Below are 14356 nucleotides of genomic sequence, written 5' to 3'. Positions count from 1 at the left end.
CTGGCCACATCACAATTCCCTCTACGCCGCACTCAGCTCGTCATGCCGTGCCCATTGTCATTCTAGGAGCCGCGCGTCTCATGGGGCGCAGTCTGCGCTCAGCAACCAATGCGCCTAAATGAATGAATAAAATGGCTTTCAAGCGCTTAGCGAATCGACATACGACTTTGGTCGCAACGCTGGCAGCCCGGATTTGACTGGAAATGTGCACAATCGGCGAATTCGGCATACGAATTTCCGCACAGCAACGGAAGCGACTGCCCTGCCTACGAATTATCCTCGCGGAAGGGACCGGCAGCGGTAGTATGCGCCCCATGCGTCGTGCGCATTCCCGCACAGGCAGCTTGCGTCTTCCCTTGTGCCCTCGGCCCTTGTGTTCCCCACCATAGCAACAGGCCCCGCACGGCGATGCCGGCGGGGCCTGTCATTGCGTACCTGGACGAGTGATTACTACAAACCGGCGGCCTGGCGCAGCGCCGCGGCACGGTCGGTGCGCTCCCAGGGGAAGGCGGTGAAGGTTTCGGTATGCTCCTGGCCGTTGGTATCGGTCCAGCGATAGCTGGCCTCGAAGGGGTCGCGGCCGAAGTGGCCGTAGGCCGCGGTGAGCTGGTACATCGGGTGCAGCAGGTCGAGCATGCGGGTGATGGCGAAGGGGCGCAGGTCGAAGTGCTCGCGCACCAGCTCGATGATGCGCGCCTCGTCCACCTTGCCGGTACCGAAGGTGTTGATCGACACCGAGGTGGGCTCGGCCACGCCGATGGCGTAGGAGACCTGGATCTCGCACTTGTCGGCGAGCCCCGCGGCGACGACGTTCTTGGCTACGTAGCGCCCGGCGTAGGCGGCGCTGCGGTCGACCTTGGAAGGATCCTTGCCGGAGAAGGCGCCGCCGCCGTGGCGTGCCATGCCGCCGTAGGTGTCGACGATGATCTTGCGCCCGGTCAGACCGCAATCGCCCACCGGGCCGCCGATGACGAACTTGCCGGTGGGGTTGATGTGAAACTTGGTCGACTCGGTGAGCCACTCGGCGGGGATCACCTCTTCGATGATCTCGCGCTTGACCATGCGCCGCAGCTCCTCCTGGTCGATCTCCGGTGCATGCTGGGTCGACAGTACCACCGCTTCGACACCGCAGGGCTGGCCCGCCTCGTCGTAGCGGAAGGTGATCTGGCTCTTGGCATCCGGGCGCAGCCACGGCAGCAGGCCGTGCTTGCGCAGCTCGGCCTGGCGCTCGACCAGGCGGTGGGCATAGTGGATCGGTGCCGGCATGAACGACTCCGTCTCGTTCGTGGCGTAACCGAACATCAGGCCCTGGTCGCCCGCTCCCTGATCCTCTGGCTTGCTACGATCCACCCCCTGGGCGATGTCCACGCTCTGCTTGCCGATCAGGTTGAGCACGCCGCAGGTCTCGCCGTCGAACCCTACCTCCGAGGAGGTGTAGCCGATATCGATGATGACTTGGCGCACCAGTTCCTCCAGGTCGACCCAGGCAGAGGTGGTGATTTCACCGGCAACGATGGCCACCCCGGTCTTGACCAGCGTCTCACAGGCCACCCGGGCATGCTTGTCGCGGGCAATGATGGCGTCCAGCACCGCATCGGAAATCTGGTCGGCGATCTTGTCCGGGTGCCCCTCGGACACGGATTCGGAGGTGAACAGGGAGTATTCGCTCATGCGTGTCGACCCTTCTGTGTATCGGCAGGCTGTATATCGGCAAGGCGCAGCGGCACCGTCGAACCGGAATGACGGACCTCGAGCTGCGTACTCCCCAGCTTCCTGCCGGGCGGGCACACAGCACCATGGGGACCAGAGTTTACATGCTGCCACCCGGGGAGGCACCCGTCATTTGATGCACGGCGGCAAGTCGGCGACAATAGGCGGCCGAATTCGACCGCGCCGTACCTTCCTGCGGCGCCCAGCCAGAACGCTACCGGCAGGCCAGGCAGGCCGCCGTTGACTTGCCCCATTCTGCCGCAGGCGAGGAGCTTACCCAAATGCCATCCCGTTTCGAACTGGCCAACGCCATTCGCGCCCTGTCCATGGATGCCGTACAGAAGGCCAAGTCCGGCCATCCCGGCGCCCCGATGGGCATGGCAGACATCGCCGAAGTGCTGTGGAACGACTACCTCAAGCACAACCCCAACGACCCGAAATGGCCTGATCGCGACCGCTTCGTGCTGTCCAACGGCCACGGCTCGATGCTGCTCTACTCGCTGCTGCACCTGACCGGCTACGAACTGGAGCTCGAGCAGCTGCGCAACTTCCGTCAGTTGCACTCCAAGACTGCCGGCCACCCTGAGTTCGGCTATGCGCCGGGCGTGGAGACCACCACCGGTCCGCTGGGCCAGGGCCTGGCCAACGCCGTGGGCATGGCCATCGCCGAGAAGACCCTGGCGGCGCAGTTCAACCGCCCCGGCCATACCATCGTCGACCATCAGACCTATTGCTTCGCCGGTGACGGCTGCATGATGGAGGGCATCTCCCATGAGGTGTCCTCCCTGGCCGGCACCCTGGGGTTGGGCAAGCTCACGGTGTTCTACGACGACAATGGCATCTCCATCGACGGCGAGGTCGAGGGCTGGTTCACCGACGACACCGCCAAGCGCTTCGAGGCCTACGGCTGGCACGTGGTGCCCAACGTCGACGGTCACGATCCAGAACAGGTCAAGGCCGCCATCGAGCTGGCCCGCAGCCACGAGGAGAAGCCGAGCCTGATCATCTGCAAGACCGTGATCGGCTTCGGCGCCCCGAACAAGCAGGGCAAGGAGGAGTGCCACGGCGCCCCGCTGGGCGAGGAGGAAATCGCCGCCGCGCGCAAGCAGCTCGACTGGCCACACGCACCGTTCCACGTGCCCGAGCCGATCTACCAGGGCTGGGATGCCCGCGAACAGGGGCAGGCCCAGCAGGACGACTGGCAGGCCCGCTTCGCCCGCTACCGCGACGAGCATCCCGAACTCGCCCGCGAGTTCAACCGCCGCACCCAGTGCCAGCTGCCGGCGGAGATCACCAGCGAGGCCTTCATCGAGAAGATGCAGCAGCAGGGTGAGACCATCGCCACGCGCAAGGCGTCGCTGTTGTGCCTCAACGAACTCGGCCCGCAGCTGCCGGAACTGCTCGGTGGCAGCGCCGACCTGGCCCCCTCCAACCTGACCTTCTGGAGCGGTGCCAAGCCGATTTCCCGCGAGAATCCGGGCGGTAACTACCTGCACTACGGCGTGCGCGAGTTTGGCATGGGCGCGATCATGAACGGCATCGTGCTGCATGGGGGCTTCATTCCCTATGGCGCCACCTTCCTGATCTTCATGGAGTACATGCGCAACTCGGTGCGCATGGCCGCACTGATGGGCAAGCGCGCCATCTACGTTTTCACCCACGACTCCATCGGCCTGGGCGAGGACGGCCCCACCCACCAGCCGATCGAACAGCTGACCAACTTGCGCAGCACGCCCAACCTGTGCACCTGGCGCCCCTGCGACGCAGTCGAAACCGCCGCCGCCTGGGACGCCGCGATCAAGCGCAACTCGGGGCCCACCGCGCTGGTGCTATCGCGCCAGAACCTGCCGCACCAGGAACGCAGCAAGCAACAGCTGGCCGAAATCCAGCGTGGCGCCTACGTACTGAAGGAGTGCGAAGGCACGCCCGAGCTGATCCTGATCGCTACCGGCTCCGAGGTAGCGCTGGCGATGGACGCCGCCGCCGAGCTGGAAGGTCAGGGCCGCGCGGTACGCGTGGTGTCGATGCCTTCGGCCTACCGCTTCGACGGTCAGGACGCCGAGTACCGCGACAAGGTGCTGCCGAAGTCGGTGACCAAGCGCCTCGCCATCGAGGCCGGCCACGCCGACTACTGGTACAAGTACGTGGGCCTCGACGGCCGCGTGATCGGCATGACCACCTTCGGCGAATCCGCGCCGGCGGGCGACCTGTTCAAGCACTTCGGCTTCACCGTCGAGAACGTGGTCGCTCAGGCCCAGGAGCTGCTCGGCTGATAGTCGGGGTCGGTTAGCGGTAACAAGAAAGGGCACGACCTGGCGGTCGTGCCCTTTCGCTATCTTCGCCCCCGAGGAGGTTTCAGGCCACCGTCACGCCCTTGTCCAGGTACACGTCCTGAATGGCATGAAGCAGCTCGACGCCCTCGCTCATGGGTTTCTGGAACGCCTTGCGTCCAGAGATCAGCCCCATGCCGCCGGCGCGCTTGTTGATCACCGCGGTACGCACCGCCTCGCCCAGGTCCGAGTGCCCCTTGGAGCCGCCGCCGGAGTTGATCAGCCCGGCGCGACCCATGTAGCAGCAGGCCACCTGATAGCGGGCCAGATCGATGGGGTGCTCGGAGGTCAACTCGCTGTAGACCTTGGCGTGGGTATGACCGAAGCCGATGTCCTGATAGCCACCGTTGGTCTCGGGCAGCTTCTGCTTGACGATGTCGGCCTTGATCGTCGCCGCCAGATGGTTGGCCTGACCGGTGAGATCGGCCGCCACGTGGTAGTCCTTGCCCTCGTGCTTGAAACCCGGGTTGCGCAGGTAGGCCCACAGCACCGTGGCCATGCCCAGTTGGTGAGCACGCTCGAAGGCCTCGCTGATCTCCATGATCTGACGGCGACTCTCGGGCGAACCGAAGTAGATGGTCGCGCCAACCGCCACGCAGCCCATGTCGTGGGCCTGCTCCACCTCGGCGAACAGGGTCTGGTCGTAAAGCGCCGGATAACTCAGCGTCTCGTTGTGGTTGAGCTTGAGCATCATCGGGATGCGATGGGCATAGCGCCGCGCCACCGACGACAGCACGCCCAGGGTGGAGGCCACACCGTTGCAGCCGCCCTCGATGGCCAGCTCGACGATGTTGGCCGGATCGAAGTAGCGCGGGTTGGGGGCGAACGAGGCGCCGGCGGAGTGCTCGATGCCCTGGTCCACCGGCAGCAGGCTGAGGTAGCCGGTGCCGGCCAGGCGGCCATAATCGAATAGCGCCTGCAGGCTGCGCATCACCGCCGGGCTGCGGTCGCTGTCGGCCACCACCCGGCTGACGAAGTCCGGCCCCGGCAGGTGCAACTGTTCGCGGGGAAAGCCACGGCAACGGTGATCGAGCAGATACTCGGCATCGTCACCCAGCAGTTGGGGTATGTCGGTCATGTCTTCCTCTCCATGGTGTCGTGAATCGCTATTCCCAGCGTAGTGAAAACCGTACCGAGCGTGCGCCTTGCTTGCAAACGGAAGCGCCCTTTCACAGGGAAAGGGCGCTTCAGGAGAATACTTTCCCCGAATCGGCCTTCGTGCTAAGCGGCCTGGATTTCGATCCGCCGGCTGCGATGCCGTTCCTTCTTCGGCAGGCGCAGGTGGAGAATGCCTTTCTCCAGGCGCGCCTCGATGGCGGCGGTATCGATCTCGTGGCTGAGCGTGAAGCGCCGGGCATAGCGCTGAGCCTTGGCTTCCGCATAGGTCGCGGTGATGCCCTCGGGCATGTCGATACGAATCTCACCCTCGATGCTCAGCAGGTTGCCATCGACTTCGACGTTCAGCCCGTCCCGGGCGACCCCGGGCATGTCGGCAACCACGACCAGGGCGTTGTCCTCCTCGTAGATGTCCACGGGAGGCCGCATCGCCAGGCTGCGCCTTTCGCGTGCGGGCACACCGGCCTGCGATTCATGACGTGCGACTTCGTTCATGTCCATCACCTCCTGACGTGCTGATCGGTTCTCCTGTTTCCCACCATTCGACTCAGTGCGTCTGCACCTCGATGCGACGCGGCTTGAGCTCTTCACGCTTGGGCAGGTGGATCTCGAACACGCCGTCGTGGCAGCGTGCCTCGGCACGCTCTACGTCGATGCCTTCTGGCAAACCGATGGAGCGCACGAACTCGCCATCGAAGCGCTCGCGACGGAAACAGGGCCGTTTGCGGCCTTCGTCGCGCTCCCCGGGCAGGGCGTCACGCCGCCCTCTCAGGGTCAGCACATTGTCCTGCACGCTGATCTCGAGATCGTCGTTGGCCAGGCCGGCCGCGAGCACGTAGACGCGAACGGCATCATCGGTACGACCGACGTTGATCATCGGGAAGCTGCCGCGCGGCACCGAGCGAATGTCCGCCGCACCGTCTTCCGAAAAGACCTCGTCGAGCCACTGGCGGAACCAGTCCGCCCCCGGTGTAACGCCGGTATCGAAACGCCTGAGATCTCCGAACATATCGAACACCTCCTACGCTATCAGGCTTTTGGATGTTGCGGGTCAACCCGAACCGCGGCACCGAGGGCACAGGGCCACGCCGGTGCCGTAACCTTTCTTATAGGGTCGCCCCAACGTTTTTCAAGACATCCCCGACCCAGATTGACGCCCCCTGCATGGCGCGGCCTCATCCGCAGGCCACGTGGGCAAATGCGCCGAAAATGCGCTAGAATCGCCGCTTTCAGTCGGCAGGAGAGCCCGCCCACCATGCCTCAGCGCATCGCCATCAACGGTTACGGTCGTATCGGCCAGTGCGTGCTGCGCGCGCTGCTGGAGCGCCAGTCGAACCGACCCGGCGAGCCGGCGCTCGAGGTGGTGGCGATCAATGAGCTCTCCGACCTGGCCACCATCGCCTACCTGACCCGCTACGACACCACCCATGGCCGCTTTCCCGGGCACGTGGAAACGGCCGAGGGCCGGATGATCGTCGACGGTTCGCCCATCCGGATACTGACCGAACAGGAGCCCAAGCATCTGCCCTGGAATGAGCTCGACATCGACCTGGTGCTGGAGTGCTCGGGCAGTTTCAAGGATCGCGCCACCGCCGAGCGTCATCTCGAAGCCGGCGCCGGCCGCCTGCTGTTCTCCCAGCCCGCCGAGAGCGACGTCGACGCCACTATCGTCTGCGGCATCAACGACGGCGAGCTTGCCGCCGAGCAGCGCATCGTCTCGGCGGCCTCGTGCACTACCAACTGCCTGGTACCGGTACTCACCGTGCTCGACCAGGCGCTCGGCATCGAGCACGGCGTGACCACCACGGTGCACTCGGCAATGAACGACCAGCCGGTGATCGACGCCTACCACCAGACCGACCTGCGCCTGACGCGCTCGGCGATGCACTCCATCGTGCCCGTCGACACCAGCCTGGCCCGCGGCATCAACCGCCTGATGCCGCACCTGGCCGGGCGCTTCGAATGCCTGCACATGCGCGTACCGACGATCAACGTCTCGGCCATGGACATGTCGATCTGCGTACGCCGCGACACCACGGCCGCCGAGGTCAACGCGTTGCTGCGCAGGGCCAGCGCCGGGCCACTGGCCGGACTGCTCGGCTACAGCGAGGAACCCACGGCCTCGGTCGACTTCAACCACGACCCTCGCTCGGGTATCGTTGACGCCACTCAGACCCGGGTGGCGGGCAATCGCCTGATCAAGCTGCTGTGCTGGTTCGACAACGAGTGGGGCTTTGCCAACCGTATGCTCGACGTCGCCCAGCGCATGGCGGCGCTTCCCGCGGTGCCCCGGTGATCCCCGGCCTCGGTTTCCCTCACACAAGGAAGGAAGACGCCCGATGAACGTGCTCAAGATGACCGACCTCGACCTCAGCGGTAAGCGCGTGCTGATCCGCGAGGACCTGAACGTACCCGTCAAGCACGGCAAGGTGACCAGTGACGCCCGCCTGCGGGCCAGCCTGCCGACCATCCAGGCCGCCACGACGGCCGGCGCCAAGGTGATGCTGATGAGCCACCTGGGGCGCCCGACCGAAGGCGAGCCGGCCGAGGAGTTCTCGCTGGCACCGGTAGCTGAACGCCTGGGCGAGCTGCTCGGCCGACCGGTGCGCCTGGTCGAGGATTATCTCGATACCGCCCAGGACCTGGCCGACGGCGAGGTGGTGCTGCTCGAGAACGTGCGCTTCAACGTGGGCGAGAAGAAGGACGACGAGACTCTCTCGCAGCAATACGCGGCACTGTGCGACATCTACGTGATGGATGCCTTCGGCACCGCCCATCGTGCCCAGGCCTCCACCCATGGCGTGGCGCGCTTCGCTCCCCAGGCCTGCGCCGGCCCGCTGCTGGCCGTCGAACTCGATGCCCTGGAAAAGGCCCTGGCCATGCCCAGGCGGCCCATGGTCGCCATCGTTGGCGGTTCCAAGGTTTCGACCAAGCTCGAGGTGCTCAACGCCCTCTCCGAGAAATGCGACCAACTCATCGTCGGCGGCGGCATCGCCAATACCTTCATCGCCGCGGCGGGCCACAACGTGGGTAAGTCGCTGTATGAAGCCGACCTGGTCGAGCAGGCCAAGGCGCTGATGGCCAAGGTCGAGATCCCGCTGCCCACCGACGTGGTAGTGGCCACCGAGTTCTCCGACTCGGCCGAGGCCGTGATCAAGCCCGTCGACCAGGTGGGCGACGACGAGATGATCCTCGACATCGGTCCCGAGACCGCCGGGCGGTTGGCCGGGCTGCTCAAGGACGCCGGCACCATCCTGTGGAACGGCCCGGTGGGCGTGTTCGAGATCGACCAGTTCGGCAAGGGCACCGAGGCACTGTCGCAGGCCATCGCCGAAAGCAACGGCTTCTCCATCGCTGGCGGCGGCGACACCCTGGCCGCCATCGACAAGTACGGGATCGAGGAGCAGGTCTCCTACATCTCCACCGGCGGCGGCGCCTTCCTCGAGTACGTCGAGGGCAAGACCCTGCCCGCGGTGAAAGCGCTGGAAGATGCCGCCGCACGCTGACCCAATCCAATGCCGCCCGGCGCACCGGGCGGCGCCCCATCGCCCCAGACTGTAGAGAGACAGGTGAGTACATGGCACTGATCAGCATGCGCCAGATGCTGGACCACGCCGCCGAGCGCGGCTATGGCATTCCAGCCTTCAACGTCAACAACCTCGAACAGATGCGCGCCATCATGGAAGCGGCCGACGCAACCGACTCCCCGGTCATCGTCCAGGCCTCAGCCGGTGCGCGGAAGTACGCTGGCGCGCCCTTCCTTCGCCATCTCATCCTCGCTGCGGTGGAGGAGTTCCCCCACATTCCGGTGGTGATGCACCAGGACCATGGCACCTCTCCCGCGGTATGCCAGCGCTCGATCCAGCTCGGCTTCTCCTCGGTGATGATGGACGGCTCCCTGGGCGAGGACGGCAAGACGCCGATGGACTACGACTACAACGTCGACGTCACCCGCCGCACCGTCGAGATGGCCCACGCCTGTGGCGTCTCGGTAGAGGGCGAGCTGGGCTGCCTGGGCAGCCTGGAGACTGGCATGGCCGGCGAGGAAGACGGCATCGGCGCCGAGGGCGTGCTCTCCCACGACCAGCTGCTCACCGACCCGGAAGAGGCCGCCGAGTTCGTCAAGGCGACCCAGGTCGATGCCCTGGCCATCGCCATCGGTACCAGCCACGGCGCCTACAAGTTCACCAAGCCGCCTACCGGCGACACCCTCTCGATCCAGCGCATCAAGGAGATCCACGCCCGCATCCCCGATACCCACCTGGTGATGCACGGCTCCTCCTCGGTACCGCAGGAGTGGCTCGCCATCATCAACGAGTTCGGCGGCGAGATCCCCGAGACCTACGGCGTGCCGGTCGAAGAGATCGTCGAGGGCATCAAGCACGGCGTGCGCAAGGTCAACATCGATACCGACCTGCGCCTGGCCTCCACCGGGGCGGTGCGCCGCTTCCTGGCCAACAATCCCAGCGAATTCGACCCGCGCAAGTACCTCAAGGAAACGGTGACCGCGATGCGCGACGTCTGCATCGCCCGCTACGAAGCCTTCGGCACCGCCGGCAACGCCAGCCGCATCAAGCCGATCAGCCTCGAGGCGATGTTCGAGCGCTACGCGCGTGGCGAGCTGGACCCCAAGGTTAAGTAAACGTCTCGCCTGAATCGGCAAGGGCGGCCCCAGGCCGCCCTTCTCTTTTCCGCACCAGTCCCGCCTTCCTCACTCGCTCACCCGAATCGACATCGCTCACTCACTCTCGAGCTTGCTCACGCGGCTCATGCCGCCTAGGATGGGAACGTTCCCATTTCGAGAGACGTCATGCCTGTTCGACCTACCCGGCACGCCACCATCCTCGAAGTGGCCTTCGCAGCCGGCGCCTCCAAGACCAGCGTGTCACGCTATTTCAGCGGCGAGCGCGAGCGGCTCTCGCCGGCGCTGCAGCGGCGCATCAGTGAGGCCGCCCACAAGCTCGGCTATCGCCCCAACCAGATCGCCCGCGGCCTCAAGGGCGGCCGCTCGCGTCTGCTCGGCATGCTGGTGGCGGACATTCGCAATCCCTACTCGGTGGCGGTGATGCATGGCGTTGAGCAAGCCTGCCGCGAGCGCGGCTTTTCGCTACTGGTAGCCAACACCGATAACGACCCCGCCCAGGAGCGCTCCCACCTGGCCCTGCTAGCCTCCTATCGGGTCGAGGGGCTGGTGATCAACGCCGCCGGTAGCCCCGCCCATGAGCTGCAGGAACTGGCCGGGCAGGGCCTGCCGCTGGTGCTGCTCGACCGCTGGCTGGAGGAGCTCGAAGCCGACAGGGTTGGGCTCGATAACGCCCTGGCCATCGACATGGCGATCGACCACCTGCGCCAGCAGGGCTATCGCCGCCTGCTGTTTCTCAGCGAGCCGGTGGGTCAGGCCAGCCCGCGCCAGCAGCGCTGGCAACGCTTCGAGCAGCGCCTGGTCGACGAGCCGGCACTCTACGGCGAGCGCCACGACCCTGCCCTCGACGTCAACGCCATCCAGCAGGTCTTGCGGGATTTTCTCGCCCGCCCCAGCCACCCCGCCGCCGTGCTCTGCGCCAACGGCAACGTGACCCTTGCGGCCACCCGCGCCCTGCAGGCCTTGGGCATTCGCCTGGGCGAGGTCGGCCTGCTGGGTATCGACGAACTCGACTGGTGCAGCCTCGTGCCGCCCGGCATCACCACCCTGGCGCAGCCCACCGAGGCCATCGGGCGCACCGCCGTGCAGCAGCTGCTGGCGCGACTCGACGACGGGTCCGCACTGCCGCCCCGCCGCACCCTGTTTCCGCCGACGCTGATCGCGCGCGGCTCGACCCGCCTACCCGGCACCGGCCCCGACTTCGACAACGTCAAAGACAACACCAAGGAGACGCCATGAACACCCACACGCTCCCCCCGGAAGTGCTCGCCTTTGGCGAAGCCATGGCCCTGTTCGTGGCCGAGACTCCCGGTGCGATGGCCGAGGTGGAGTGCTTCCGCCGCGGCATCGCCGGCGCCGATACCAACGTCGCCATCGGCTTGGCCCGACTCGGCTTCCGGGTTGGCTGGCTCAGCCGTGTCGGCAGCGACGGCTTCGGTACCTACGTGCGTCGCAAGCTCGAAACGGAAGGGCTGGACTGTCGCTACCTGAGCGATGATCCCGCCCACGCTACCGGTCTGGTGTTCAAGGAGCGCGCCGAGGGCGGCGCCGACCCACGGGTGGAGTACTTCCGCCGCGGCAGCGCGGCCAGCCAGCTGTCTCCGGAAGATGCCGCCAAGGTGGACTTCACTGCCGCCCGCCACCTGCATGCCACCGGCATTCCTCCGGCACTCTCCGCCAGCTGCCGGGAGCTTACCCAGCACATGCTGGACCGGACCCGAGCCCATGGTGGGCGCATCTCCTTCGACCCCAACCTGCGCCCCAGCCTGTGGCCCAGCGAGGCGGAAATGCGCGAGACGCTCAATGCGCTGGCGGCGAAAGCCGACTGGGTGCTGCCGGGCCTGGCCGAGGGCCGCCTGCTGACCGGGCACGACACGCCCCGCGACATCGCCGGCTTTTACCTCGAGCGTGGCGCCAAGGCCGTATTCCTCAAGCTCGGCCCCGAGGGCGCCTACTACCGTGGCGTGCTGGAAGGCCGCGAGACCGAAGCCACAGTGCCGGGATTCCGGGTCGAGCACGTGGTGGATACCGTGGGCGCCGGTGACGGCTTCGCCGTGGGCGTGATCAGCGCCCTGCTCGACGGCCTCTCGCCGCAGGCCGCTGCGCGCCGCGGCAACCTGATCGGCGCCCAGGCCGTCCAGGTGCAAGGCGACATGGAGGGCCTGCCGAGCCGCGAGCGTCTGATCGAACTCGAGTGTCATCTGCCAGACTTACCGTAACTGCCAGCACCAACATCGGAGCGAAATAATGACAAAACGCATCGTCGCCTACAGCCGCCTCAAGCCGACGCACCTCGATCAGCTCAGGCAACGCTTCCACGTCGACTATTTCGAAACCCTGAAGAACACCGGCGATCCCGACTTTCGCCAAGCGTTGAGCAAGGCCCACGGCATCGTCGGCTCGAGCCTGCTCATCACGCCCGAGCTGCTCGACCAGGCCCCTCATCTGGAAGCCATCGCCAGCATCTCGGTGGGCTACGACAACTACCCCGTCGAGGCGCTGACCCAGCGCGGCATCCTGCTGTGCAACACCCCCGACGTACTCACCGAGACCACCGCCGACACCGGCTTCCTGCTGATCATGGCAACGGCTAGGCGTGCCATCGAGCTGGCCGACTTCGTCAAGCGTGGTGACTGGCAAGAGAGCATCGGCGAGGCCCACTTCGGCAGCGACGTACACGGCAAGACGCTAGGCATGATCGGCCTCGGCCGCATCGGTGCCGCCGTAGCCCGCCGCGGCGCGCTGGGCTTCGGCATGCGGGTGCTCTACTCCAACGCCTCGCCCAAGCTGGAGCTGGAGCGGGAGCTCGGCGCCACGCGCTGCGAGCTGGACGAGCTGCTGACCCAGAGCGATTTCGTCTGCGTAACCGTGCCGCTGTCGGCCGAGACGACCCATCTGATCGGCAAGCGCGAGTTCGGCCTGATGAAGCGCTCGGCGATCTTCGTCAATATCGCCCGCGGCAAGGTAGTCGACGAGGCAGCGCTGATCGGCGCGCTGGAGAACGGCGAAATCCACGCCGCGGGGCTCGACGTGTTCGAGCAGGAGCCGCTCTCGCCGGAGTCGCCGCTACCGCACATGGCCAACGTAGTGGCACTGCCCCACATCGGCTCGGCCACCCACGAGACCCGCGACGCCATGGCCCAGCGCGCGGTGGACAACATCACCCTCGCGCTCGATGGCAAGCGGCCGATCAGCCTGGTCAACGAGGCGGCCTGGCAGCGGAGCTGAGTCTCGGATTTCCGTCCAACCCACCGGGTCACGATCTGGCACGCTGACGTAGCGCCCTTCCGCCGAGGTATCTTCATAGAGCTGGAAGCGACCTTCGCCGGTGCCACGGCCATTCATCACGCCCGCGAGCTACCGGCAGCAGTGGAGCGCCTGTCTCAACAGGCCAGGGATACCACTTTTACGCTGCAACGCAACATACAGTGGCCAAGAATACTGTTAGGATCAAGAACACCGACAGGTGCAGGAACCACCGTCATCAAGCGACAAGGAGTCGTAATGTCACCCCATTCTCCGTTCATTCCGCATACCCCGGCCGCCATGCTGGACGTATGGAAACTGAGCGTCATGGCCCTCGAGCTGTGGTCCACCTCGTTCAGTACCATCGCCATGCGCCATGGCCTATGGCAGACCCAGTCTCCCACTAGCCCCCGGATGCTCAAGGAAAACCAGCGCATGGTGAGCGAGAAGCTCGAGGCCAGCATGGAAACCGGCTTCGAGATTCAGAAGGCCATGCTCCAGATGGCGTTCGGCCAGACGGCCCCCTGGTGGGTCATGGGACGCCGCACCATGACACCTTATCATCGCCGTAGCAGCGCCAACTCCCGGCGGTTGTCGCGCCGTCGCTGAGCTTGCGCCATCGCCGTAGGGCTTCCTACAGTGAAAGGGCATCTGTTGCCAAGGAGAGGTCGACATGAAGTCAAGCCTGCTGGCGGGCGGCATACTGGTGGCGGCATTCGTCGTCGCCCCGGCGCTTGCCGCGCCGGAAACCGCCGAGACCGATGGGAACGACGATCCGTCACAGGTGGAGGGAATGAGCCCCGAGGAGTCAGAGCAGCAGCTTGAAGCGACGCCCGACCCCATCGATCAGGCGCGCGTCGAAACCGACGAACGGGAACCCTTCGGCCGTTATCTGACCAATCAGGACGGCAAAAGCCTCTACATGTTCGAGCAAGACGAACAGGGCGGCGACTACAGTACCTGCTACGAGAGCTGTGCCATCGCCTGGCCGCCCTACACCACCGAAGAGCCGCCTGCTGCAGGCGAGCACGTCGATGCCGACCGCCTGGGTGTGATCGAGCGCGAGGATGGCACACAGCAGGTGACCTACGACGGCTGGCCACTTTACTTCTTTGCCCGTGACGTCTACCCCGGAGACGCGCTGGGCCAAGGCCTGGAGCACATGGGTGGCCCTTGGTACCTGATCTCACCCGAGGGTGAGATCCTCAAGGAGGCGCCAGCGGAGCAGGCCGAGCCGGTAGAACCTTGAGCCAGCCGCCCCGATAGATAGGGATGACACTCGGGCAGCATGTCCTCCTAATCCTTCGCCTGC

The 14356-nt window shown here is 65.8% G+C and carries 13 protein-coding genes; 9 read left to right on the top strand and 4 right to left on the bottom strand.

All coding sequences use genetic code 11. The features are described from left to right. Positions 1-450: 450 nt before the first annotated feature. A complete protein-coding gene (gene metK, locus ACUY1T_RS19490; protein ID WP_446025222.1) occupies positions 451-1671 on the bottom strand; it encodes a methionine adenosyltransferase in 1221 nt (406 codons plus the stop codon). Between the two features lie 320 nt (positions 1672-1991). Between metK and tkt the strand changes: the two genes are divergently transcribed. Next, complete coding sequence (gene tkt, locus ACUY1T_RS19485; RefSeq protein ID WP_446025221.1) at positions 1992-3983, top strand: transketolase; 1992 nt, start codon at positions 1992-1994, stop codon at positions 3981-3983. Positions 3984-4065: 82 nt separating this feature from the next. Here tkt and ACUY1T_RS19480 read toward each other — a convergent pair whose 3' ends face one another. From ACUY1T_RS19480 to ACUY1T_RS19470, 3 genes are all read right to left on the bottom strand, one after another. Further along, complete coding sequence (locus ACUY1T_RS19480; protein ID WP_446025220.1) at positions 4066-5118, bottom strand: class I fructose-bisphosphate aldolase; 1053 nt, start codon at positions 5116-5118, stop codon at positions 4066-4068. A gap of 143 nt (positions 5119-5261) precedes the next feature. Then, the gene (locus tag ACUY1T_RS19475; RefSeq protein ID WP_446025218.1) at positions 5262-5651 is read right to left on the bottom strand and encodes an Hsp20/alpha crystallin family protein; all 390 of its coding nucleotides are present in this window, start codon (positions 5649-5651) and stop codon (positions 5262-5264) included. Between the two features lie 52 nt (positions 5652-5703). After that, positions 5704-6165, bottom strand: coding sequence for an Hsp20/alpha crystallin family protein (locus tag ACUY1T_RS19470; RefSeq protein WP_446025217.1), 462 nt, complete (start codon positions 6163-6165; stop codon positions 5704-5706). 246 nt (positions 6166-6411) lie between these two features. Between ACUY1T_RS19470 and ACUY1T_RS19465 the strand changes: the two genes are divergently transcribed. The 8 genes from ACUY1T_RS19465 (at position 6412) to ACUY1T_RS19430 (ending at position 14293) form a co-directional block, all read left to right on the top strand. Then, entirely contained in the window at positions 6412-7452 is a 1041-nt protein-coding gene (locus tag ACUY1T_RS19465) for a type I glyceraldehyde-3-phosphate dehydrogenase (protein ID WP_446025216.1), read from the top strand. A 43-nt stretch (positions 7453-7495) separates the two neighbouring features. Then, positions 7496-8662 carry a phosphoglycerate kinase gene (locus tag ACUY1T_RS19460; protein WP_446025214.1) on the top strand — a complete coding sequence of 389 codons (1167 nt, stop codon included), beginning with the start codon at positions 7496-7498 and terminating at the stop codon, positions 8660-8662. A gap of 71 nt (positions 8663-8733) precedes the next feature. Continuing rightward, complete coding sequence (gene fba / locus ACUY1T_RS19455; RefSeq protein ID WP_446025213.1) at positions 8734-9798, top strand: class II fructose-bisphosphate aldolase; 1065 nt, start codon at positions 8734-8736, stop codon at positions 9796-9798. A gap of 168 nt (positions 9799-9966) precedes the next feature. Further along, positions 9967-11037 carry a LacI family DNA-binding transcriptional regulator gene (locus ACUY1T_RS19450; protein WP_446025211.1) on the top strand — a complete coding sequence of 357 codons (1071 nt, stop codon included), beginning with the start codon at positions 9967-9969 and terminating at the stop codon, positions 11035-11037. Next, entirely contained in the window at positions 11034-12017 is a 984-nt protein-coding gene (locus tag ACUY1T_RS19445; protein WP_446025210.1) for a sugar kinase, read from the top strand. Before ACUY1T_RS19450 ends, ACUY1T_RS19445 begins: the two co-directional genes overlap by 4 nt. 28 nt (positions 12018-12045) lie before the next feature. Continuing rightward, positions 12046-13026 (top strand): 2-hydroxyacid dehydrogenase, encoded by a 981-nt coding sequence (locus ACUY1T_RS19440; protein WP_446025209.1) that lies wholly within the window; start codon positions 12046-12048, stop codon positions 13024-13026. Positions 13027-13302: 276 nt separating this feature from the next. Next, the gene (locus ACUY1T_RS19435; RefSeq protein ID WP_446025208.1) at positions 13303-13653 is read left to right on the top strand and encodes a hypothetical protein; all 351 of its coding nucleotides are present in this window, start codon (positions 13303-13305) and stop codon (positions 13651-13653) included. A 64-nt stretch (positions 13654-13717) separates the two neighbouring features. Then, complete coding sequence (locus ACUY1T_RS19430) at positions 13718-14293, top strand: COG4315 family predicted lipoprotein (protein WP_446025207.1); 576 nt, start codon at positions 13718-13720, stop codon at positions 14291-14293. The last annotated feature ends 63 nt before the right edge of the window (positions 14294-14356 follow it).

Source organism: Billgrantia sp. Q4P2, from assembly GCF_052806135.1.
This window is presented reverse-complemented; position numbering and strand designations above follow the sequence as displayed.

What these genes read in the sequence shown, in the direction of transcription:
- metK (WP_446025222.1), bottom strand. Translation starts at nt 1,671, where the DNA reads ATGAGCGAATACTCCCTGTTCACCTCCGAATCCGTGTCCGAGGGGCAC.
- tkt (WP_446025221.1), top strand. Translation starts at nt 1,992, where the DNA reads ATGCCATCCCGTTTCGAACTGGCCAACGCCATTCGCGCCCTGTCCATG.
- ACUY1T_RS19480 (WP_446025220.1), bottom strand. Translation starts at nt 5,118, where the DNA reads ATGACCGACATACCCCAACTGCTGGGTGACGATGCCGAGTATCTGCTC.
- ACUY1T_RS19475 (WP_446025218.1), bottom strand. Translation starts at nt 5,651, where the DNA reads ATGAACGAAGTCGCACGTCATGAATCGCAGGCCGGTGTGCCCGCACGC.
- ACUY1T_RS19470 (WP_446025217.1), bottom strand. Translation starts at nt 6,165, where the DNA reads ATGTTCGGAGATCTCAGGCGTTTCGATACCGGCGTTACACCGGGGGCG.
- ACUY1T_RS19465 (WP_446025216.1), top strand. Translation starts at nt 6,412, where the DNA reads ATGCCTCAGCGCATCGCCATCAACGGTTACGGTCGTATCGGCCAGTGC.
- ACUY1T_RS19460 (WP_446025214.1), top strand. Translation starts at nt 7,496, where the DNA reads ATGAACGTGCTCAAGATGACCGACCTCGACCTCAGCGGTAAGCGCGTG.
- fba (WP_446025213.1), top strand. Translation starts at nt 8,734, where the DNA reads ATGGCACTGATCAGCATGCGCCAGATGCTGGACCACGCCGCCGAGCGC.
- ACUY1T_RS19450 (WP_446025211.1), top strand. Translation starts at nt 9,967, where the DNA reads ATGCCTGTTCGACCTACCCGGCACGCCACCATCCTCGAAGTGGCCTTC.
- ACUY1T_RS19445 (WP_446025210.1), top strand. Translation starts at nt 11,034, where the DNA reads ATGAACACCCACACGCTCCCCCCGGAAGTGCTCGCCTTTGGCGAAGCC.
- ACUY1T_RS19440 (WP_446025209.1), top strand. Translation starts at nt 12,046, where the DNA reads ATGACAAAACGCATCGTCGCCTACAGCCGCCTCAAGCCGACGCACCTC.
- ACUY1T_RS19435 (WP_446025208.1), top strand. Translation starts at nt 13,303, where the DNA reads ATGTCACCCCATTCTCCGTTCATTCCGCATACCCCGGCCGCCATGCTG.
- ACUY1T_RS19430 (WP_446025207.1), top strand. Translation starts at nt 13,718, where the DNA reads ATGAAGTCAAGCCTGCTGGCGGGCGGCATACTGGTGGCGGCATTCGTC.